Origin of the sequence: Mucilaginibacter sp. UYP27 (assembly GCF_040547175.1) — a bacterium.
In the GTDB taxonomy this organism is placed as follows: domain Bacteria; phylum Bacteroidota; class Bacteroidia; order Sphingobacteriales; family Sphingobacteriaceae; genus Mucilaginibacter.
The window spans coordinates 1,276,381-1,295,497 of the sequence record NZ_JBEPPE010000001.1 but is presented as its reverse complement, the minus strand read 5'-3'; the positions used below and the strand labels follow the sequence as shown (position 1 = coordinate 1,295,497).

Below are 19,117 nucleotides of genomic sequence, written 5' to 3'. Positions count from 1 at the left end.
ATTTTCAGTAATAATTGAAATTAAAAAACAAAAAAAAATGCTACTTGAACATTTTAAAAATAGATCCCCAAAACCAACTCTCTTCGGCTTTAAGCATGGTCTCCAAAGTTTTGTCTACGTTTTTAGCCATCTTATTTATATCCGTTACCGATTTATTAAAAGTTGCAAATTCCGGGTCTTTACTACTGCCTTTTACTTTTGTAAGTTCGTCTAAAATTTTAAGTACGGGTTCCAGTTCGCGTTTGCGGCGTTCTTTGGCAACCTGGCGGGCAATATTCCAGGTATTTTTGTCAGCAAAAAAGTATTCTTTACGTTCGCCTGCTTTATGTAATTTTTCAACAAGGCCCCAACTCATCAAGTCGCGAAGGGTCATGTTGGCATTACCGCGAGAAATGCTCAGGCTTTCCATAATTTCTTCGGTAGTTAACTCGCCGGGGGTTACCAATAGCAAAGCGTGTACCTGCGCCATGGTGCGGTTTATCCCCCACTCAGATCCCAACCTGCCCCATGCTTCAATAAACTTTTGTTTTGCCTCCGGTAATTCCATATACAAATGTACATATCTTTTTAAACTTTCAAAATATATTGAAAGTTTATTTTTATTTATTTTATCATCTGTTAACTCAATTTCATGTAAACAAAAGAAGCCACCTGTTTGGGTGGCTTCTTTTGATACTAATGGATCTTAGTTAAGATGTTGCGCTCCAGCCATCGCTCCAACCGGTGCTTGTTTTGCTACTACCCTTCACCATTTTCTCGTAATTTACTTTTTGGGCGGGGGTTAAAACGGCTTTAATTTTTTGGATAGTAGTTGCACGCAAAGGGCGGATAGCTACTAACATTTTATCGTTATTGCCTTTTTGCTCGGCTTTGATCTTCTCAAACTTTTGTGCCGATTCCTGGTAAATGGCGGCAATTTTAGTTGTCTGGGCATCGGTTAGCTTTAACTTGCCTTGCAACTCTTTTGCTTTTACAACCGGGTCGGCGGTAGATACTTTGGTTTGTGCATTAGCGGCTACAGTAAGGCCGAAAAACATGCAGATAATTAACATTAATTTTTTCATATGTTGTTGGTTTATGGTTATTAAATAATAAGTGAAGTTACCTTTTAGTCTCAAATATTTTTAAATATAGCAATAATATCTGCCATTATATTACTTAACGTGGGCCGTCATGGGCATGCAAACGGCAACGCCCTTTTTATCTTTAAAGGTAAGCTTCGTGAGATTTTGGGCTTGTAAATAACTACCCCCTTCTGTAAGGTGTAAAAATTGGCGGGGCAATATATTTTTAAACTTTTGAATAGTGCCGCTACCCGCCCATTTTATTTCTATCTCGTCGATAGAAGTTGCCTGGCCTATCCCAATCTCCTGCTGCAAGGGCGATGCGCCGAAGCTACCGCCACTGTTCACATCTTTATAAACACTGCGCTTTACGCCACCTTCGATAAAGGTGAGTTTGATGTGGCTGCCAATAGCCGCCTTATTTGCTTTGACACCCGTGAACTTAATGCTGATCCAGTTGTTACTGCCTTGGCCGGGATTTAAGTACAGCGAACTGGTGTAAGAGTCACCGCTGTAAGCACCTCCCATTTCGGCATAAATATCCTGGTTGCCATTATTACGCAGATCGGCAAAGGCTACGCCGTGGCCCTTTTGCAGGTTGCCCAGGCGCGACGCCGTTGTGGCATCCTCAAACCTTTTGCCACCCAGGTTATGGAACAGTTTATTTGGGACCAATGATTTAAAATCGGGGTTGCCTGTGCCCAAATACATATCCAGATAACCATCGTTATCAATATCGCCAAAGTTGCCGCCCATGCTATAAACCACTTTATTTAAGCCCACCTGGTTGGTAACATTGGAAAAGGTGCCGTTCTGGTTGTTATGGTACAGGTATATATTACCTGCTTCTTTAACAGGTTTACCCAATGCAGCGGCAGCTGAATAATACCCAAGGGTGGTACTAAAATTATAATTCCCTATCAGGACATCCTGCCAGCCATCGTTATCATAATCATAAAACCAGGTGGTAAAGGTGCGCTGTTTATTGTCGTTAATACCCGATGCCGCTATAGCGTCAACAAAATCGATTTGGCCACCGGGTTTGGTAATGTTTTTAAGCAGGTGCTTTTGCCCGTCCATTGTAGATAGGAAAACATCCGGCAAACCGTCGTTATTATAATCGGCAGATGTTGCGCCTTTTACATAACCAAGTATATCGCAGTGGACTTTACCGGTAACGTTTGTAAATGTACCATCGTGGTCATTTACAAACAGCATACAACGGTGCTCGCCACCCGCGTCCATGCCCGGCGAATTTTCGGTGCCTATAAACACATCCAGCCAGCCATCATTATTAAAATCGGCCCAGGTTGCGGCTTGCGTAGGGTGGTAAAATAGCAGGCCGCTTTCGATAGTTACGTCGCTAAAGGTACCGTCGCCATTGTTACGCAGCAACGAACTTGGCTGGTTACCGTAACCTTTATTAAGCCACGCCCCGCGCAATACAAAAAGATCAAGGTTACCATCGTTATTGTAATCTGTTTGCTGGATGTTTAAGCCGCCTTTAATTCCTACAAGGCCGCTTTGTTCGGTAACATCGCTAAACGTACCATTCCTGTTATTGCGGAAGTAGTGCATGGCATCACGCAGGTCCCAGCCCGATGTTATGATGTCCATATACCCGTCGTTATTAAAATCATCAATAGCTACGCCGCCGGCCTTTCCGTGTATATTTAAACCAAGCCCCGCGGCTCCATCAACAAAGGGTTTTATTTTACTGCCATTATCGCTGTCTAAATTTGGGATCAGGTATTTTGCAGGCACTTTGCCCGGGTATTGCCCTAACGTCATGTAAGCGATGTTCAATAACCAGCGCGATTCATAATCGTCGGGCTTGTAATTTAATAACGCCTGGTATGCTTTAATAGCCTGTTTTGACCCGGTTTGGATGGTATGCACACCATCCTCTTTTATGGGGAATATACATGACGCACCGGTGTGGTTTAACATGCAGTTGCTGCGCTCGCCAAGTCGCATGTAAGCTATACCCAAGTCGGGCATCAACTGGGGCATCGACATATAATCGATTTTATCGGCCAGTTGCTCGTACAAATCAACCGATTCCTGTTCTTTGCCTACTTTAAGGGCCAGGTCGGCTTTGGCAAACAGATAGTTCATATGCTCTTGCGGACTGTCGTTATTTGAGTTTAGTAGCGAATCATACAGATGATACTTTGCCTCGGGGTTAAAGGAGTTTTCGAGACTATTGTTCCTGTTGATGAGTTGTTGAATCAGCCCTACCATCTCTTGGTGCGATGACCGGTGATGATATGATGCAATAGTTATGGTTACTACAAGCAACAAAACAAATGTTACTATGTAAAAGATCTTCCTTTTCATGGATATATGAATAATTATCGGCATAGCCGGCAGCAGGATGGGTTACGCTTATACAGTAAACACAAGGTGCATTACTACTAAAGCTTACGTTAAGTTGAATGGATTTCCCTGCGCTAAGTGCGCGCGGAATTATCTAAGACAGTGACGCTGCATCGGGTGGCTGGCCCGGCCCCTGGATAACCGACTCCGAAATATGTGATTGGGACAGCGCGGTTACTTTCTTAAAAGTAACTATCAGCGGGGTAGAGAACCTGTATTGAACATCCTTATGGCTGTACGCGATTAATATGATTTTGCCAAATGGCACATGGTCTTTCTTTTGAATGGGGATATCATTTATGTTTTTAGCATCAATGATGTTTTGAGTGCTTAGCGTAGTGGTTTCGTAATTAGGCACACACATTAAATATATGCCGGTGCTGGTAACCCGAAGTTTCACGTAATTATAACTCGCATTTTGGAAATTCACACGGCCCGAAACCGCTTCATAACTAACCTGGTCGGTGATGCCAGGCATGCTCATGGGGATCTTCACTTCTGTAAGGTCCTTAATGTTATACTTGTTACTGGCAACCTGGTGGTTGTACAACTCGTTTGACTGATAGGTAACATACTGATGTAACGCCAAATGCCCGCCTATATTAAACAGGAGCACATGTAGCAAAAAAATAGCTATCAGCTTTTTCAAAAGGACTTAGGTATAATTGGTTAACTAAATTGCGATTATAAAACAAGCATTCAAAATTATTTGAAGGAAATATTTTCGTCTCATTTAATGTAACCACCTTGTTTATCAAGTTCTTTTAAAAAAAATTCGGCATTCGCAAGATGTTTCTCCTGCTTATCTACAGGCATTTTATCAAAGGTTTTGATAAGCATTCCCAGCCTTGGGTTTTGTAAAAAGAAGTTGCGGTGCACATGCATAAACCGCCAAAACAGGCCGTCCCAAGTTTGCTGCCAGTCGCCTTTGGGCCAATTGCCCATTTTCATAAGATAATTACTGCCACTGATGTAGGGCTTGGTCATCATGAGGCCGCCATCGGCAAATTGCGTCATGCCATAAGTATTGGGCACCATTACCCAATCGTAGGCGTCGATGTACATCTCCATAAACCATTGGTAAACCTGATGCGGATCAAACTCGCAAAGCAGCATAAAGTTGCCCATTACCATTAGCCGTTCTATATGGTGACTGTAACCCGTATTTAGTACCCGTTTAATTACAGTATCTATAGGGTAAATCCCGGTTTCGCATTTCCAGAACGATGCTGGGATCTTCCGTTTAAAGCCCCAGTAGTTTTTGGTACGTTGTTTTACGCCCTCGCGCTTGTAAACAATATGGATGAATTCGCGCCAGCCCATAATTTGCCGAATAAACCCTTCGAGCGAATTGAGGGGGATCTCAATATCCGCAGCAAAATCAAGGGCTTTATCAATTACCTGCTGCGGGTTTAGCAGGCCAATGTTTAGCATCGGGGTAAGTACGGAGTGATACAGAAAACCCTCCTGCGCAACCATTGCATCCTCATAGATTCCGAAACTATGGAAACGCTGTTTCAGGAAATTGCCAAGCCAATGCTCTGCCTCTTTATAAGTAACGGGATAAAACCCGCCAAGGTTTCCAAATGGCGATGCCGTGCTGCCATAATTATCGGGGTAGTAGGTATCTACCCATTGCTGTGCATCGGTTACATATTTGTTGTCGGCTGGAACATCCAACACAGGAACAACTTCGTTCTTTGGGAACTTTAAACGGTTCTCGCTATCGTAGGTCCATTTACCGCCGAGGGGTTTGCCGTCGGCTTCCAACAAGATTTTTCGCTCCTTTCGCTGCGCGATGTAAAAATCGGTTTGAAAATAGGTTTTGCGCCCATCAAAATATTCGGCCACATCACCGGCACTATTCAAATAATTAGGTGAGCGATATTTTGCTAACGCGATGTTGTGTTTGGCACAATGAGTATCCAGGCGTTTCTCCAGCCAATCGTCGGCTACATCGGCATAATGGATGCTATCCACTCCCTGCCCTGCTAAATAAGGGATAAGTTTACGTACATCGCACAGTTCATCTGTGGCTTCAATGTACTTTACTTGGATGCCATTTTCGCTTAGGAAATCAGCATAAAACATCATAGAGGCCCGATGCAGCACCAGCTTTTTCTTGTGGAAGGTATATTGGTTAAAATACAATTCTTCCTCTACCAGGTAAACCAAACGCTCATTTTTCACGGCCGGGTGTTTCTGAAACAACTGGTGCGGAAAAATAAGCGTTATACTTTTGGGATGCATGGCTTTAAAACATGCTTTAAGGGCAAATTGTTCTACTTACCAAACCTCGATAAAACATTATAAGCAGCCGCAGGCAGCTTTACTTTGTAGCGGTAGCCTCCCGGAAAGGCATCTTCCTCTTTTATAAACTCGTGGCCTTTTTTACTTATCCAAAAAGTTTCGGTAGCATGCTGGCCTTTGTAGTCACTTTCGTTAAACAGTTTCCAGCAATCTACCTTTTGGTTATCCATGGTCATGATCACCTCGCTGCCTATGACCTTGTAAATAATATAATCGGGTTTGCCAATGCCGGCATCGTAAAAGTTAATGGCAAAGGTTTTACCGGCAGCTAATGGCAGCATCTGGAAGGTTTCCATATCCAGGTTCCAGTTAAAGTTTGGCGAGGTAAAATCAAGCGAAAAATCTTTGTTCATATTGTTAGCCACGGTATCGGCGCCCTTAATTTTATCTGCATCCCAATTGTAAGCGCGGTTTTTACCGCCAACCTTTTCGGCGTGATAGATCGGCGCAAAATCGCTCATCCGGTTTACGGAATACACCGTGCGATGACTGCTGCTATCGCTGCCGTACCAGTGCTGGCTGGTAACTAATACCTGTTCGCCATTGCGGGTTGCTATTTTGGTATCGCGCAGCCAAAGCCAAAAGCCAAGGCTTTTGGCTTTGGCTGCGCGATTGAAAGTAAACCAGGTACTGGCGCAAGCCGGGTTTTAATGTCGCTGTTTTCAAGCGATGATCTTTAAGCCTTATGGTATCTACCTGTGCCAATGCAAATTTTGGGTTTGCAGATAAAAACAATGTAGTTAAAAGGCATATCATAATGCCCGTTATTGATGTTTGAATTTTCATGTTGTGTGCGTTTAAGTTTTGCATGTTGCTACAAATCTGCAATTCATCACCCATCACATGAAACTGTTTCAACCTTGTTGGCTATGTATTTAATTAATAGAGTGATATTTTCAACGATGTCATGTACTCCTGTGATATTTGCCTTTTAACCCATTCGTTTAAGAAAAAGCGGCATGCATTTAATTAAATGCCGCTATTGTTTAAACAGGTAGGCTTCTCAAGAAAAAGCTTTGTACTTTTAAGCATGTTATCGTTTAAAAGTAAACCCACCATTGTGCAATTGCAATGGATGGTTTGGGGTTTTGTTTTCGTGGTGATTACCCTATCGTTACTGGCAATGGATAGCTTTTGGCAGGCCATTACCTACGCGCTTTTGAATACTTGCTTTTATGCGACTATTATTTATGGTAACATTTTATGGCTGTTCCCAAGGCTATATTTAAAGGGAAAAGTAGCGCTTTATATTTTGGCGGTAATTATTTTCCTGCTTGCCATGGGCGCTATGCGTGCATTTATCACCTTAAATATTTACAACCTTTTATTCGCCAAACACCCCGAGCCTATGACCATGAAGGCCGTGATCAGCATGATTGTCGGCGGCATTATGATCTTCCTGCTCAGCTTTGTGTTCAGGATAGCTATAGCTTATTTCGCCCTTAAACGGCAGTCGGAAGAGATCCTTACCCAAAAAACACAGGCAGAAATCAACCTGCTAAAATCACAGGTGCAGCCACATTTTCTCTTCAATACCCTCAATAATATTTATTACGAAGCCTACCTCGAGGCACCACGCACGGCTGCGTTAATAGAACGTTTGAGCGATATTATGCGCTACTTTGTTGACGAAAGCCCCAAAGAACAGGTTAACCTGGGTACCGAGATCCAGTTTCTGGAGAATTACATCGCGTTAGAAAAGATCCGCATTAGGTATGATATCGATCTCACGTTCCATAAGGATTCCAGTACCGCCCAAAGCCTGCCGCCCATGTTACTGATGACCTTCGTCGAGAACATTTTTAAGCACGGAATTGATAAAAGCAGCAACGAAAATAAAATAGAGATCTCGCTAACACAGCAAAATGGCAGGTTGATATTTACTACAACCAATACGCTACCGCAAACCCCGCTAAGCATCTCCTCGACAGGTTTTGGGATTGATAACCTGCGCAAACGGCTGGTGCTATTATATGGCAGCAATTTTGAATTGCAGGTGCAAAATAAAGGCGATATTTACGTGGCAAACCTAAATATCCCGCTGGCATGAATTTAAGGTGTATCATTATTGACGATGAACCCAATGCGGTAAACCTGCTGGAGGTGCTTATAGGGCAAACCACCCAATGGCAGCTTTTAGGCAAGTGCTACAACGCGTTGGAAGCAATGAATTTCCTAAAAAACACACGGTAGATTTTATCTTTCTGGATATCAATATGCCGCACCTAACCGGGATGGAACTGGCGGGATTGCTACCTAAAGAAACCAAGATCATATTCACTACCGCATACGCAGAACATGCTGCGGAAAGCTACGCTTTCCAAACTATAGACTACCTTTTAAAACCTATCACCCTAAAACGCTTTGTAACAGCCACGCAAAAAATTGAGGCCGCTTTTGCTATGCAACCGGTAGTTGAAAAGGCAGAAAGCAAGGCCGATGAGGGTTACTTCTTTGTAAAATCGGGTAAAACGCTACGCAAGATCCTGTTGGATGAAGTGCTTTATTTCGAGGGGGAAAAAGAATATGTTCGCCTGGTTACGGGAAATGATGAACTGCTCATCTACCGCCGTTTAAAAGATATAGAAGAGCAACTGTCCACACCCTTTGTGCGTGTACATAACTCGTATATCGTCAACACAAAACTGCTAAGCAAGGTGCAGGACAATCATATTTACATTGGCGATAAACAGATCCCCGTAAGCGAAAAGTTTAGGGATGGGTTTATGGGGCTGATTAGGAAGCGTTTGTTTTAAAAGCGGGTAGAAATCTGTCTATACACGTCATTTTAATGACGCGCTGGGTGGAGTAAAGCGGTAATAATGCTCTTTACGATTCCGTCAACTCGCCCCTTAGGTCTTTTTCTAAACAGCGTTTTACTTCTTGCGGGTCATCAAGTTCGCCAAGCAGGTACATCATTTTGGTGACGGCTGCTTCGTAGGTCATGTCGTAACCGTTAGCAACGCCAATGTCCTTAAGTTGCTTGCTGGTTTCGTAACGGCCAAGTTCAACAGTACCCACTTTACATTGGGAGATATCCAGGATCACCTTACCGCTATCGATAGCATTTTTAAGCAGGTCGATAAACCATTGATCAGTGGTAGTATTGCCCGCGCCGAATGTTTCCATCACAATGCCCCGCACATCGGCACCCAAAATGGTTTCAACAACCTTGGGGCTGATTCCCGGGTAAAGTTTTAATACAGCAACATCATTAACTAAAGTATTATGAATTTTCAGCGGGCCTTCTCCGGGTTCGCGAATGTCATTTACGCTGAAACGCAGGTGTACGCCAGACTCTGCCAATATCGGGTAATTGGGCGAGCGGAAGGCCTCGAACTTTGAAGAATTATATTTGAATGCACGGTTACCGCGGAACAGCTTGTAATCAAAGTAAATACAAACTTCGGGCACGCGCGCCTTGTCGTTCTTTTTGGCTTTGGCAATCTCGATAGAGGTCATCAGGTTTTCCTTGGCATCGGTACGTACCGCGCTGATAGGTAACTGCGACCCGGTAAATATTACCGGCTTATCCAAATTTTGCAGCATAAAGCTAAGCGCCGATGCAGTAAAGGCCATAGTGTCAGATCCATGCAGTATCACAAAGCCATCCACCTCGTTGTAGTTGGCTTCTATAAGCGCGGCAAGTTCTGCCCAAACCTCGGGGTTCATGTTTGATGAATCGATGATATGCTCAAACGAGTGCACCTTAATTTTGCAATTAAGCTTTTCCAGTTCGGGCACGTTATCCATTATCTGTTCAAAGTTAATGGGCACCAGTGTTTTTGTAACCGGGTCGCTCATCATACCTATTGTCCCTCCGGTATAGATGATCAGTATCTGGCTCATTCAGGTCAGGTTTATGCTGTTAATATTAATTTATTTGAATTAAGCAGGAATCAAGAAAACTCAATTGTCAACTTGTTTTCTTAATTCTTCAGGCTTAAGTCTCGCGTCCTTTTATACACCAAATATCTTTTTCGAATTTTGAGTGGTGATAGCAGCCACCTGCTCGATAGATATTTGATATAGCTCCGCCACTTTTTGGGCTACATAAGTTAAATAAGAGCTTTCGTTAGGTTTACCACGGTACGGAACGGGTGTAAGGTACGGAGAATCGGTTTCTAAAACCACATGCTTTAAATCAATTTGTGGTAATATCTTATCCAGTCCTCCATTTTTGTAGGTAACTACACCGCCTATACCCAAATAAAAGCCCATTTCGGTGATTTTATTGGCTTGCTCCAGCGTGCCGGTAAAACAATGAAATATTCCGCGCAGATTTTCGTCCTTAGTTTCCTGCAAAACTTGGTAAACCTCATCAAAAGCATCACGGCAGTGGATCACTATCGGCATTTCCATGCTTTTGGCCCAATCTATCTGCAATTTAAACGCTTGGATCTGTTCGGTTAAAAAGGTTTTATCCCAGTAAAGGTCTATCCCAATTTCGCCAACGGCATACACGGGGTATTTATGTAAGGATGCTACAATAAGCGACAATTCGTGTTCCCAATCATCCTTTACAGAACATGGGTGAAGGCCCAGCATCGCGTAGCAATTGTCGGGATAAGCCGCCAGCAAATCAAACATCAGCGGTACCGAAGCAGCATCTACATTGGGCAAAAACAAACGGCTTACGTTACTATTCAGGCAACGCTGCATCAAAGCGGTACGCTTCTCTTTTTCCGTTTCGTAATATAAATGGGTATGTGTGTCAGTAAATACCATGGTACAAAAGTAAAAAAGCCTTCTTTGCGGAAGGCTTTTCAATTGAATTAATTTTTCTTTTTAACGGTGGTCCGCTTTTTAAGCGGCGTTTTCTTTAGCGATGCCTTGCCCGCCGGTTTTACCACAGCGTGCTTGATCCGCGCTACCCTTACCAATTCTACATCAAATAACAAGGTAGAATATGGTTTAATGTCCTCGCCGGCACCACGCTCGCCATAAGCTAATGCCGATGGGATGATGAACGTTGCTTTTGAACCTTCGTAGAGCAGGGCCAAACCTTCGTCCCAGCCTTTAATAACGCGGCCGGTGCCTAATGCAAAGTTAATGGGCTCGTAGTTGCGGCCCGGCTGGTTTAAGCCACCTGCTTTTGCATCGGCCTCAACACTGCTATCAAACATTTTACCCTCCAGCGTGCGGCCTGTATAGTTTACATACACGGTATCGCCATTAAGCGGCTTAGGTTTTGCACCTACGGTTTTAACCACATAATGCAAACCCGATGGCGTAGTTTTAGCAACAAGGCCTTTGGTTTTAATGTAATTTGATAAAGTTGCCATTTCGGTCGCTTTAACTTTTTCACCTTCGGCCTTCATTTTTTCCATAGCGGCATTACGCTCGGCCATGGCTTGTTCTAATGTTTGCGACGAAAGTATCCGCAGTTTAAAAACCAGGTTGCTCCCTTTTTTAAACATTGGCGGCATCTCTGTTTCGTGCCCTTTAAATACCGAATCGACCGGTACTTTTACTATCGCGCTGTCATTAACCGACATTAGCGGGAAAATGTCCATCAGGTCGGCCATATTGGTAGATGGGATGATCTGAGTTTTTATTGGCTGGCCTTGCTTATAAGTGCTAAACAATACCGAATCTGTTTCCGTTGCTTGGGTGGCGTTAAAGGTGATTACATCGTTTTGCTTTAACTTTGCACCCGGGTTTGTGCTGATGATCTGATATTGCACGCCCCTTGCGGTACGCTGAGATTGCGCGCTGGCATTAAAGCCAAACAGGCAAAGCATCAAACTTAAAAAAATACTATTCTTCATAATAAAAAAAGCCTCCCGGGATTACTCCGGAAGGCTGTATAAGTTTTACAAAATTATCTTACTTGTGGTTGTGGCATTGCCGGTTGTTGTAACGGTTTTGGCGCGTTAGGGTCACGTTTTATGATCTTTAATAACTCTATCTCGAAAGTTATTGGCGTAAATGAACCGATACGTGGCGGGTAACCCTGCTCACCGTAACCAATGCTTGACGGAATCACGAAAGTTGCTTTAGCACCTTTGTTTAAAAGCTGCAAGCCTTCTTCCCAACCTGCAATTACACGGCCTTCGCCAACAGGCACCTTAATAGGCTCGTATGTGCGGCGTGCATCGTAAATTTTAGTGTCGGTTTTAGCGTCTTCTTTAACGCTGGTATCAAATAGTTTACCATCTAATAACCTGCCTGTGTAATTGACAACAGCGGTATCGCCAACAGCAACATTAGGGCCACTACCCGGGGTTTTAATTACATATTGTAAGCCAGATGCTGTAGTAGTAGTTTTAAGTTTTTTATCGTCTACATACTTCTTGATCTTAGCAGGTTCTTTTTTCTTGATGATCTCGCTTTGAGCTTTAAAGTAATCAGTAACGTGTGCTTGGAAAACAGGATCTGACTGGTTACCTTTTGCAATTACTTTTTCAACCTTAATTTCGTAAATAAGGTATTTACCTTTGATGCCGGGAGGCCTTGGTGCGCCTTTCTTAAACATTGAGTCGACAGCTAATTTTACGGTAGCGCTATCGCCTTCGCTCAACAACAAAAACGAAGAAGAAATATCACCTTTACGGCTTTCTTTTTCCATTATCTGTGGTACAGGGCGGCCTAATTCATAGGTGCTGCCTAATACCGAGTCGCCGTCTGTTTTTAATATCAGGTTAAGGCTAATGAAATCGCCCGGCTTAATAGTTGGCCCGGCTTTATCTGTACGGATGTTGTACAACATGCCACCGGCACCTTGTTTAAAACCACCTTTGCAACTTGCAAGCCCTAATGCCGCAACTGCTATGATCATTAAGTTTTTTCTCATTTTTTCTGTTAGTTCTTATTGTAATAATAGTGTTTTATACTCGGGTAATATTGATTTAAATTTTGCTACGGTTGCCTCCAGCGATTCATCAGACTGGCCGCCTGCCGCGTTGCGGTGACCGCCCCCCTGGAAATACTTTTTACAGATCTCATTTGCCGGGAACACATTTTTTGAACGTAAGGATAGTTTAACCTTATCGTTACGCTCAACTATAAATGCTGCCAAATGCACGCTTGCAATTGAAAGTGCATAGTTAACTATTCCTTCGGTATCGCCGGTGTTTACATCAAACCTGGCGATATCGGCTTTGCTAACGGCCATTATGGCTGTATTATATTCGGGCAGTATCTCTAAACAATTTGCAAGGCAATGGCCCAAAAAGCGCAAACGGTTTTCTGACGAACTGCTGTATATTAATTCGTGGATGCGTGAGTTATTGGCGCCGGCATCAATCAAATGTGCCGCTATGCGGTGCACGGTTGATGTGGTGTTTGGCAACCGGAAAGATGCAGAATCTGTCATGATACCTGTGTATAAACAGGTAGCTACATCTTTATTAATTAATTCGGCGTGCTGTAACTGGTCTGCTATAAATGTATAAACCAATTGCGCAGCAGCACAAGCATTGATATCCCAATGGCGGTAATCATCAAAATCTTCCGGCTCCAGGTGATGGTCTATCATCACTTTGTAGGCCTTGCTTTCGCCAACCAGCGGGCCCATATCGTTAATGCGGTTCAGGGCGTTAAAATCAAGGCAGAAAATGATCTCGGCATCGGCAATTAACGTGGCAGCAAGATCGCGGTTTTCGGTAAAAATGATCACCTCTTCGTTGCCCGGCATCCAGTGTAAAAACTCAGGATAATCTGTAGGTGCAATCACCTTGGCGTGGTGCCCTTGCTGTATTAGGTAGTTATACATCCCTAACGACGAGCCCATAGCGTCACCATCGGGCTTGTGATGGGTAGTAATTACTATTTTACGGGGCTGACTTAAAAGTGCAGTAAGCGAGGCTAAATCCAACATCAATTTTAAAAGAGTTGCAAAGCTAAGTAAATTAATTAAATACGTATAGCATAATTGTGGCAAAAGCTTTAAGTTTCAGTTATAAAACGCTACTTTTGCGCCTCTTTAATCAACAAAGTACATTATACAATGGCAAATAACAGAACTTTTACAATGATAAAGCCCGATGCAGTTGCAAACGGCCACATTGGTGCTATTTTAGACCAGATAAGCAAAGCAGGTTTTAAAATCGTAGCATTAAAATACACATCACTTAGTGCTGAAAAAGCAGGTGAGTTTTACGCGGTACACGCCGAGCGTGGTTTCTTTGCAGACCTTGTTGGCTTTATGTCATCGGGCCCTATCGTTGCGGCTATCTTAGAAAAAGATAACGCTATCGACGACTACCGCAAACTTATTGGCGCAACAGATCCATCTAAGGCTGACAAAGGCACTATCCGTAACTTATTTGCAAAATCTATAGATGCAAACGCCGTACACGGTTCAGATTCTGACGAAAACGCAGCGATAGAAGGCAACTTCTTTTTCTCGGCCTTCGAACGTTTCTAAGCTATTGAGGCTCAAATAAAAAAGCGCTTTGTAAACTATTAATTACAAAGCGCTTTTTTGTTGTTTACTTGCTAATAAACAAATAGTATGTATCTTTCATATCAGGGCAACTTAACGTATGCCTATTAAATGCGATTACTATGAAGTCACTTATTAAATACCTTATCTATTCTATAGTTATCGTGGCTATTATTGTAATTTCAATGGATATTTTCAGTGACCACCCGGAGGCTCAATTCGCGTTTATATTCCCCGGTATCTTCTTATTGGCCTTTTCTCAGATCATGGACGATAGCTACCGTTTGGTTAATCACAGTTTACGCACCTCACGCGGCAGGTAGTTTTATAGGAACACGATATCTGCCACCAGTTCGGTTTTTGCAAACTCATTTATTTTTTGAATGATCTGCTCACGCATCATTACAAGTTCGTGCTTAATAACCGATGATTCTATCCGCAGAAACAGTTTCTTATCTTTTATAAATAATTCTTTGGTGCGGTTAGCTACCGACTTGCCTACCAGATCAGGCCATAGGGTTACAATAGCGGTTTCGTCAAACTTTCGTTTTATTTTGTAAACATTGAGCATCTGCTCAATTGCATCTTTTAACGATTTATCGTTTGCTTTACGCATCTATACTACCCTCCGTTACCTTAAATAATTTCACGCCCACAGCTATCTTTTCAAAGATCCCCTCTACCCTTGCACTGCTGGTATCGGTGATGAACACTTGCCCAAAATCGTTATTGGATACCATTTGCATCAGTTTGGTAACACGGTTATCATCCAGCTTATCAAAAATATCATCCAGCAAAAGCAATGGCTTAAAACCATTTTTTTGGGTAAGGAAGGTGTACTGCGCCAGCTTTAATGCTATCAAAAAAGATTTTTGCTGCCCTTGCGAGCCAAACTTTTTCATAGGCATGCCGTGGATGTTAAACTGCAGATCATCTTTATGGATACCCATGGTTGTACGCTCCAGGATTCTGTCGCGCTCCATGCTTTTCTTGAGCAGTACGGCAAAACTTTCATTCAGCAATTGCGACTCATAGTTCAGCGCTACCTGTTCGGCATCTTCGCTAATGAACTGATAATGTTTATTAAAGATGCCGGTAAACAGTTCCATGAACGCCCTGCGTTTTTCAAAGATGCGGGTACCGGATGCGATTAGTTGGTCGTCGAAAACGGACAGCAATTCCGGGTCATAACGGCCGGTATCGGCAATTTGCTTAAGCAGAGCATTGCGGTTGGTTAATACCTTATTATATACAATTAGTTCGTCCAGGTAGTTATGGTCGGTTTGCGAGATAACGTTATCTATAAATTTGCGGCGCTCCTCGCTACCCTCAATGATGATACTAATATCATAAGGAGAGATCATCACCAGCGGTAACAGCCCGATATGATCTGCCAGGCGCTGGTAATCTTTTTTATTTCGTTTAAATTGTTTCTTTTGATTGCGCTTTACCCCGCAGGCCACAACCTCTTTGTTCCCATTTTTTTGGAACACCCCATTTATCATGAAAAAATCGGCGCCCTGCTTTATCTGCTGGGTATCTATCGGGTTAAAATAACTTTTACAAAGCGACAGGTAATGCACCGCATCTAACAGGTTGGTTTTACCCGCGCCATTATTACCAACAAAGGCGTTCACCCCTTCGGCGAGCGAAATCTCGGCCTCGGTATAGTTTTTAAAGTTGATGAATGATAGGTGCTGCAAGTACATAAGCGGGGAGCAAATTTAGTGTTTTTTGGTTGGTTTATTTGTTCAATGGTTCATTAGTTTATTGGGGATTCTGCAGCCATTCTGGTTATAGACGTGAAGTTGGCGGCACGAAGTATCTTGCCTCTACGGGATGAACAATGTAGAGGTGCGACACTTTGCGTCTCACTGCAGAAAGGCAATTTCCACCCTGTTTTCAGCCCTATTATCCACTAATAACAAACCCATTACGTATATACCAACTATCCAAAATTTAAATTTGCTAAAAGGATTGAAAACCGTATTTTTGCAAACTTAATTTTTAAATACAGATGTCAGCAACCGAGGTGAATACAAAAACTACAGCAGAGAAAACAAGTGTTGTAAAGAGCGGTAGTTTTGTTCAGGAGAACCAAAAAAGCTTATTATTTATTGCAGCAGCTATTGTTGTGATGATTGTTATTTACATAGCATACCTTAAACTTTACCTTGCACCAAGGGAAGTTACCGCTGCAAACCAAATGCACGTAGCACAAGATTTTTGGGCTAAAAAAGATTGGGACAAAGCTATTAATGGCGATGCCGGCTACCCTGGTTTCAAAAAAATTATAACTGATTACAGCAACACTAAGGTTGCTAACCTTGCATATTTTTACTTAGGCACCGCTTATTTAAACAAAGGCGAATACCGCCAGGCAATTGATAACCTTACCAACTACCGTGGCGATGACAATATGGTTGCTGCTGAAGCTTTAGGTAGCACAGGCGATGCTTACGTTGAATTGAAAGATTTAGAAAAAGCGGAGACCTTTTTCAAAAAAGCTGCTGATAAAGCAAGCAACAAATTCCTTACCCCGTTTTACCTTAAAAAACTGGGCTTGGTTTACGAGGCAAAAAAAGACAATCAAGCCGCTGCTGATACATATAAAAAAATAAAAGCTGATTATTTTGAAAGTGCCGAGGCTCAAAACATTGATGAGTACATTGCACGCGTTGACACAAAGTAATAAAACATCAATATCGAATTTCAAATGTTCGATTTCGGATTTATAAGTTGAATGCATACATTCACAATAGATCAGAAATCGGACATTTTTGTTTAAAAGCAAATCCGAGACCGATAGTATAGCAATTCGAAATTGAACATCCGAAATCCAAAATAAAAAATGGCTACTCAATTAAAAAACCTGTCAGATTTTTCGACCGCGAGCGAGATTCCATCGGCCGAAGGCTATAGCTTTGGTATTGTGGTTGCCGAGTGGAACGCAGAAATAACCAACGCGTTGTACCAGGGCGCTTACGATAGCCTCATCAAGTACGGCGCTAAGCCCGAAAATATACACTCATTCCCGGTGCCGGGCAGCTTTGAATTAACCAGCGGTGCCGAACTGTTATTGAAAAACAAAAAGCTTGATGCTGTAATTACATTGGGCTGTGTGATACAGGGCGAAACCCGACATTTTGATTTTATTTGCGCCGCGGTTGCAAATGGTGTAACTAATGTTGCTATAAAATATTCAAAACCTGTTATATTTGGTGTGTTAACTACTGATAATCAGCAGCAGGCTATTGACCGCAGTGGTGGCAAACACGGCAACAAAGGCGACGAAGCTGCTGTAACCGCCATTAAAATGGCCAAATTGAACGAAACTTTAATTGGGTAAACCCGTATAAATACCAAGTTTAACAAGCACATGAAAAAGATCTTATACATAGCAATCATAGCACTTGCAATTGGCAGCATGTCGTCATGCTCTAACAAGTTATGCCCTGCATACGGCTCATACCCCAGCCGCCGCTAACACAGCAATTTGTCATTTTTTTTACCTTTAAGTTAAAACTAAAAGCAGTTTTACATTGTCTTTACTTTTAAACAGGCAATTACTTATATTTTTGTTTCATGGAATGGATATCGTTGGACACGGCAGAACAGATAGATAATATTAAACAACAAGCTGGCTACAGCTTAATTTTTAAACACAGCACCCGATGCTCTATCAGCATGATGGCAAAAAGGCGCTTTGAGATGGATTGGCAGAACCTGCCATCGGATATGCCGTTATACTTTTTAGACCTTATAAAACACCGCGACCTATCTGCCAAAGTAGCGCAAGATTTTATGGTACACCACGAGTCGCCACAGATGCTATTAGTAAAAGATGGCGAATGTGTACTTGATCAATCTCACGGTTCTATTTCGGTAGACGAGGCCATGAGTGTGCTTTCTTAATCAGAATCAAGATAAGAGTCCTGAATCAATCTGAAATACATATCGGATCCGCAGAAGTTATTCTGCGGATTTTTTGTGTCTGATTGATTTTGCATCAACAAACTGTAATATTGTACTAATTCTATTCCCCCTTTAGGGGGTTAGGGTGTTTTTACCTATTTTTGTTTCATGATAGATTTGCCAGTAGTACCCGCCACCCAACCGCAGCGCAAGCCGGATTGGTTAAGGGTTAGGCTTCCGGTAGGGAAGGAATACGCCCATGTACGTGGTTTGGTTGATGAACATAAGTTGCACACCATCTGCGAAAGCGGCAACTGCCCTAACATGGGCGAGTGCTGGGGAGCCGGTACAGCTACGTTTATGATACTTGGCAATATTTGTACACGCTCGTGCTCTTTCTGCGCGGTGGCCACCGGCAGGCCCCTGGCTGTTGATGCCGATGAGCCAAACCGCGTAGCCAACTCAGTAAAGCTAATGCAGGTTAAACACTGCGTTATCACCTCTGTTGACCGTGACGATCTTAAAGACGGTGGTTCTATCATCTGGGCCGAAACCATCAACGCCATCCGCCGCGAAAGCCCGGATACCACCCTTGAAACTTTACTGCCCGATTTCCGTGGCATTTGGGGCAACCTTGACCGCGTATTAGCAACATGCCCGGAGGTAGTGTCACATAATTTAGAAACTGTACGCCGCCTAACCCGCGAAGTACGCATCCAGGCAAAATACGACCGCAGCCTCGAGGCGCTTAAAATAACATCGGCTGCAGGCGTGCGTACTAAATCGGGCATTATGCTTGGCCTGGGCGAGCGCGAGGAAGATGTACTGGAAGCAATGGACGACCTACTGGAAGCTGGCGTACACATCCTTACGTTAGGCCAGTACCTGCAGCCAACACGTAACCACCACCCTGTTATCGACTGGATCCACCCGGATCAGTTTGCAAGCTACAAGGAATGGGGATTGAAAAAAGGTTTCAGGTATGTAGAAAGCGGCCCGCTGGTACGCTCTTCTTATCATGCCGAAAAACATTTGTTTGAAATGTAAGTTATCCTTTATA

The 19,117-nt window shown here is 42.9% G+C and carries 23 protein-coding genes; 9 read left to right on the top strand and 14 right to left on the bottom strand.

Going from position 1 to position 19,117, the window contains the following annotated elements; translation table 11 throughout:
* Positions 1-40: 40 nt before the first annotated feature.
* The 7 genes from ABIB39_RS05750 to ABIB39_RS05720 all read right to left on the bottom strand — a co-directional run bounded on the left by ABIB39_RS05750 (position 41) and on the right by ABIB39_RS05720 (position 6,539).
* The gene (locus ABIB39_RS05750; RefSeq protein ID WP_354428099.1) at positions 41-547 is read right to left on the bottom strand and encodes a GbsR/MarR family transcriptional regulator; all 507 of its coding nucleotides are present in this window, start codon (positions 545-547) and stop codon (positions 41-43) included.
* A gap of 142 nt (positions 548-689) precedes the next feature.
* Positions 690-1,064 carry a hypothetical protein gene (locus ABIB39_RS05745; RefSeq protein WP_354428097.1) on the bottom strand — a complete coding sequence of 125 codons (375 nt, stop codon included), beginning with the start codon at positions 1,062-1,064 and terminating at the stop codon, positions 690-692.
* Positions 1,065-1,154: 90 nt separating this feature from the next.
* Complete coding sequence (locus tag ABIB39_RS05740; RefSeq protein WP_354428095.1) at positions 1,155-3,404, bottom strand: FG-GAP-like repeat-containing protein; 2,250 nt, start codon at positions 3,402-3,404, stop codon at positions 1,155-1,157.
* A gap of 133 nt (positions 3,405-3,537) precedes the next feature.
* Positions 3,538-4,092: a hypothetical protein gene (locus tag ABIB39_RS05735; protein WP_354428093.1), complete on the bottom strand. Its 555-nt coding sequence runs from the start codon at positions 4,090-4,092 to the stop codon at positions 3,538-3,540.
* Between the two features lie 80 nt (positions 4,093-4,172).
* The gene (locus tag ABIB39_RS05730; protein ID WP_354428091.1) at positions 4,173-5,693 is read right to left on the bottom strand and encodes a cryptochrome/photolyase family protein; all 1,521 of its coding nucleotides are present in this window, start codon (positions 5,691-5,693) and stop codon (positions 4,173-4,175) included.
* Positions 5,694-5,725: 32 nt separating this feature from the next.
* Complete coding sequence (locus tag ABIB39_RS05725; RefSeq protein ID WP_502916184.1) at positions 5,726-6,310, bottom strand: DUF3108 domain-containing protein; 585 nt, start codon at positions 6,308-6,310, stop codon at positions 5,726-5,728.
* Complete coding sequence (locus ABIB39_RS05720) at positions 6,249-6,539, bottom strand: hypothetical protein (protein ID WP_354428087.1); 291 nt, start codon at positions 6,537-6,539, stop codon at positions 6,249-6,251. Before ABIB39_RS05720 ends, ABIB39_RS05725 begins: the two co-directional genes overlap by 62 nt.
* 187 nt (positions 6,540-6,726) lie before the next feature.
* On the opposite strand from ABIB39_RS05720, the gene ABIB39_RS05715 reads away from it, so the two are divergent.
* The 3 genes from ABIB39_RS05715 to ABIB39_RS05705 are packed head-to-tail and all read left to right on the top strand — an operon-like array spanning position 6,727 to position 8,509.
* Complete coding sequence (locus ABIB39_RS05715) at positions 6,727-7,803, top strand: sensor histidine kinase (RefSeq protein ID WP_354428085.1); 1,077 nt, start codon at positions 6,727-6,729, stop codon at positions 7,801-7,803.
* Positions 7,800-7,946 carry a hypothetical protein gene (locus ABIB39_RS05710; protein WP_354428083.1) on the top strand — a complete coding sequence of 49 codons (147 nt, stop codon included), beginning with the start codon at positions 7,800-7,802 and terminating at the stop codon, positions 7,944-7,946. The genes ABIB39_RS05715 and ABIB39_RS05710 overlap by 4 nt, the downstream gene beginning before the upstream one ends.
* A gap of 23 nt (positions 7,947-7,969) precedes the next feature.
* Positions 7,970-8,509 carry a LytR/AlgR family response regulator transcription factor gene (locus ABIB39_RS05705; RefSeq protein ID WP_354428081.1) on the top strand — a complete coding sequence of 180 codons (540 nt, stop codon included), beginning with the start codon at positions 7,970-7,972 and terminating at the stop codon, positions 8,507-8,509.
* A gap of 73 nt (positions 8,510-8,582) precedes the next feature.
* On the opposite strand, the gene ABIB39_RS05700 is transcribed toward ABIB39_RS05705, so the two are convergent.
* The 5 genes from ABIB39_RS05700 to ABIB39_RS05680 all read right to left on the bottom strand — a co-directional run bounded on the left by ABIB39_RS05700 (position 8,583) and on the right by ABIB39_RS05680 (position 13,575).
* A complete protein-coding gene (locus tag ABIB39_RS05700; RefSeq protein WP_354428079.1) occupies positions 8,583-9,602 on the bottom strand; it encodes an asparaginase in 1,020 nt (339 codons plus the stop codon).
* A gap of 111 nt (positions 9,603-9,713) precedes the next feature.
* Positions 9,714-10,481, bottom strand: coding sequence for a TatD family hydrolase (locus ABIB39_RS05695; RefSeq protein WP_354428077.1), 768 nt, complete (start codon positions 10,479-10,481; stop codon positions 9,714-9,716).
* Between the two features lie 47 nt (positions 10,482-10,528).
* Positions 10,529-11,524, bottom strand: a complete 996-nt coding sequence (locus ABIB39_RS05690) for an FKBP-type peptidyl-prolyl cis-trans isomerase (protein WP_354428075.1) — start codon at positions 11,522-11,524, stop codon at positions 10,529-10,531.
* A 53-nt stretch (positions 11,525-11,577) separates the two neighbouring features.
* Positions 11,578-12,549 (bottom strand): FKBP-type peptidyl-prolyl cis-trans isomerase, encoded by a 972-nt coding sequence (locus ABIB39_RS05685; RefSeq protein WP_354428073.1) that lies wholly within the window; start codon positions 12,547-12,549, stop codon positions 11,578-11,580.
* Between the two features lie 15 nt (positions 12,550-12,564).
* Positions 12,565-13,575, bottom strand: coding sequence for a DHH family phosphoesterase (locus ABIB39_RS05680; protein WP_354428071.1), 1,011 nt, complete (start codon positions 13,573-13,575; stop codon positions 12,565-12,567).
* 129 nt (positions 13,576-13,704) lie between these two features.
* Between ABIB39_RS05680 and ABIB39_RS05675 the strand changes: the two genes are divergently transcribed.
* Positions 13,705-14,124 (top strand): nucleoside-diphosphate kinase, encoded by a 420-nt coding sequence (locus ABIB39_RS05675; RefSeq protein ID WP_354428069.1) that lies wholly within the window; start codon positions 13,705-13,707, stop codon positions 14,122-14,124.
* 140 nt (positions 14,125-14,264) lie between these two features.
* Entirely contained in the window at positions 14,265-14,465 is a 201-nt protein-coding gene (locus ABIB39_RS05670; protein WP_354428067.1) for a hypothetical protein, read from the top strand.
* Between the two features lie 2 nt (positions 14,466-14,467).
* On the opposite strand, the gene ABIB39_RS05665 is transcribed toward ABIB39_RS05670, so the two are convergent.
* Both ABIB39_RS05665 and recF read right to left on the bottom strand, forming a co-directional pair.
* Positions 14,468-14,758 carry a DciA family protein gene (locus tag ABIB39_RS05665; protein ID WP_354428066.1) on the bottom strand — a complete coding sequence of 97 codons (291 nt, stop codon included), beginning with the start codon at positions 14,756-14,758 and terminating at the stop codon, positions 14,468-14,470.
* Positions 14,751-15,851, bottom strand: a complete 1,101-nt coding sequence (recF, locus tag ABIB39_RS05660) for a DNA replication/repair protein RecF (protein WP_354428064.1) — start codon at positions 15,849-15,851, stop codon at positions 14,751-14,753. Before recF ends, ABIB39_RS05665 begins: the two co-directional genes overlap by 8 nt.
* A gap of 308 nt (positions 15,852-16,159) precedes the next feature.
* On the opposite strand from recF, the gene ABIB39_RS05655 reads away from it, so the two are divergent.
* The 4 genes from ABIB39_RS05655 to lipA all read left to right on the top strand — a co-directional run bounded on the left by ABIB39_RS05655 (position 16,160) and on the right by lipA (position 19,104).
* Positions 16,160-16,834 (top strand): tetratricopeptide repeat protein, encoded by a 675-nt coding sequence (locus tag ABIB39_RS05655; RefSeq protein ID WP_354428063.1) that lies wholly within the window; start codon positions 16,160-16,162, stop codon positions 16,832-16,834.
* 159 nt (positions 16,835-16,993) lie between these two features.
* Positions 16,994-17,491 carry a 6,7-dimethyl-8-ribityllumazine synthase gene (gene ribH, locus ABIB39_RS05650; RefSeq protein WP_354428061.1) on the top strand — a complete coding sequence of 166 codons (498 nt, stop codon included), beginning with the start codon at positions 16,994-16,996 and terminating at the stop codon, positions 17,489-17,491.
* 236 nt (positions 17,492-17,727) lie between these two features.
* Complete coding sequence (gene ytxJ, locus ABIB39_RS05645) at positions 17,728-18,057, top strand: bacillithiol system redox-active protein YtxJ (protein ID WP_354428059.1); 330 nt, start codon at positions 17,728-17,730, stop codon at positions 18,055-18,057.
* Between the two features lie 168 nt (positions 18,058-18,225).
* Entirely contained in the window at positions 18,226-19,104 is an 879-nt protein-coding gene (lipA, locus tag ABIB39_RS05640) for a lipoyl synthase (RefSeq protein ID WP_354428057.1), read from the top strand.
* The last annotated feature ends 13 nt before the right edge of the window (positions 19,105-19,117 follow it).

Coding starts and splice junctions, on each gene's coding strand:
- ABIB39_RS05740 (WP_354428095.1), bottom strand. CDS start 3,404: ATGAAAAGGAAGATCTTTTACATAGTAACATTTGTTTTGTTGCTTGTA.
- ribH (WP_354428061.1), top strand. CDS start 16,994: ATGGCTACTCAATTAAAAAACCTGTCAGATTTTTCGACCGCGAGCGAG.
- ABIB39_RS05730 (WP_354428091.1), bottom strand. CDS start 5,693: ATGCATCCCAAAAGTATAACGCTTATTTTTCCGCACCAGTTGTTTCAG.
- ABIB39_RS05750 (WP_354428099.1), bottom strand. CDS start 547: ATGGAATTACCGGAGGCAAAACAAAAGTTTATTGAAGCATGGGGCAGG.
- ABIB39_RS05670 (WP_354428067.1), top strand. CDS start 14,265: ATGAAGTCACTTATTAAATACCTTATCTATTCTATAGTTATCGTGGCT.
- ABIB39_RS05675 (WP_354428069.1), top strand. CDS start 13,705: ATGGCAAATAACAGAACTTTTACAATGATAAAGCCCGATGCAGTTGCA.
- ABIB39_RS05720 (WP_354428087.1), bottom strand. CDS start 6,539: ATGAAAATTCAAACATCAATAACGGGCATTATGATATGCCTTTTAACT.
- ABIB39_RS05685 (WP_354428073.1), bottom strand. CDS start 12,549: ATGAGAAAAAACTTAATGATCATAGCAGTTGCGGCATTAGGGCTTGCA.
- ABIB39_RS05665 (WP_354428066.1), bottom strand. CDS start 14,758: ATGCGTAAAGCAAACGATAAATCGTTAAAAGATGCAATTGAGCAGATG.
- ABIB39_RS05710 (WP_354428083.1), top strand. CDS start 7,800: ATGAATTTAAGGTGTATCATTATTGACGATGAACCCAATGCGGTAAAC.
- ABIB39_RS05745 (WP_354428097.1), bottom strand. CDS start 1,064: ATGAAAAAATTAATGTTAATTATCTGCATGTTTTTCGGCCTTACTGTA.
- recF (WP_354428064.1), bottom strand. CDS start 15,851: ATGTACTTGCAGCACCTATCATTCATCAACTTTAAAAACTATACCGAG.
- ABIB39_RS05655 (WP_354428063.1), top strand. CDS start 16,160: ATGTCAGCAACCGAGGTGAATACAAAAACTACAGCAGAGAAAACAAGT.
- lipA (WP_354428057.1), top strand. CDS start 18,226: ATGATAGATTTGCCAGTAGTACCCGCCACCCAACCGCAGCGCAAGCCG.
- ABIB39_RS05695 (WP_354428077.1), bottom strand. CDS start 10,481: ATGGTATTTACTGACACACATACCCATTTATATTACGAAACGGAAAAA.
- ABIB39_RS05690 (WP_354428075.1), bottom strand. CDS start 11,524: ATGAAGAATAGTATTTTTTTAAGTTTGATGCTTTGCCTGTTTGGCTTT.
- ytxJ (WP_354428059.1), top strand. CDS start 17,728: ATGGAATGGATATCGTTGGACACGGCAGAACAGATAGATAATATTAAA.
- ABIB39_RS05715 (WP_354428085.1), top strand. CDS start 6,727: ATGCCGCTATTGTTTAAACAGGTAGGCTTCTCAAGAAAAAGCTTTGTA.
- ABIB39_RS05705 (WP_354428081.1), top strand. CDS start 7,970: ATGCCGCACCTAACCGGGATGGAACTGGCGGGATTGCTACCTAAAGAA.
- ABIB39_RS05680 (WP_354428071.1), bottom strand. CDS start 13,575: ATGTTGGATTTAGCCTCGCTTACTGCACTTTTAAGTCAGCCCCGTAAA.
- ABIB39_RS05700 (WP_354428079.1), bottom strand. CDS start 9,602: ATGAGCCAGATACTGATCATCTATACCGGAGGGACAATAGGTATGATG.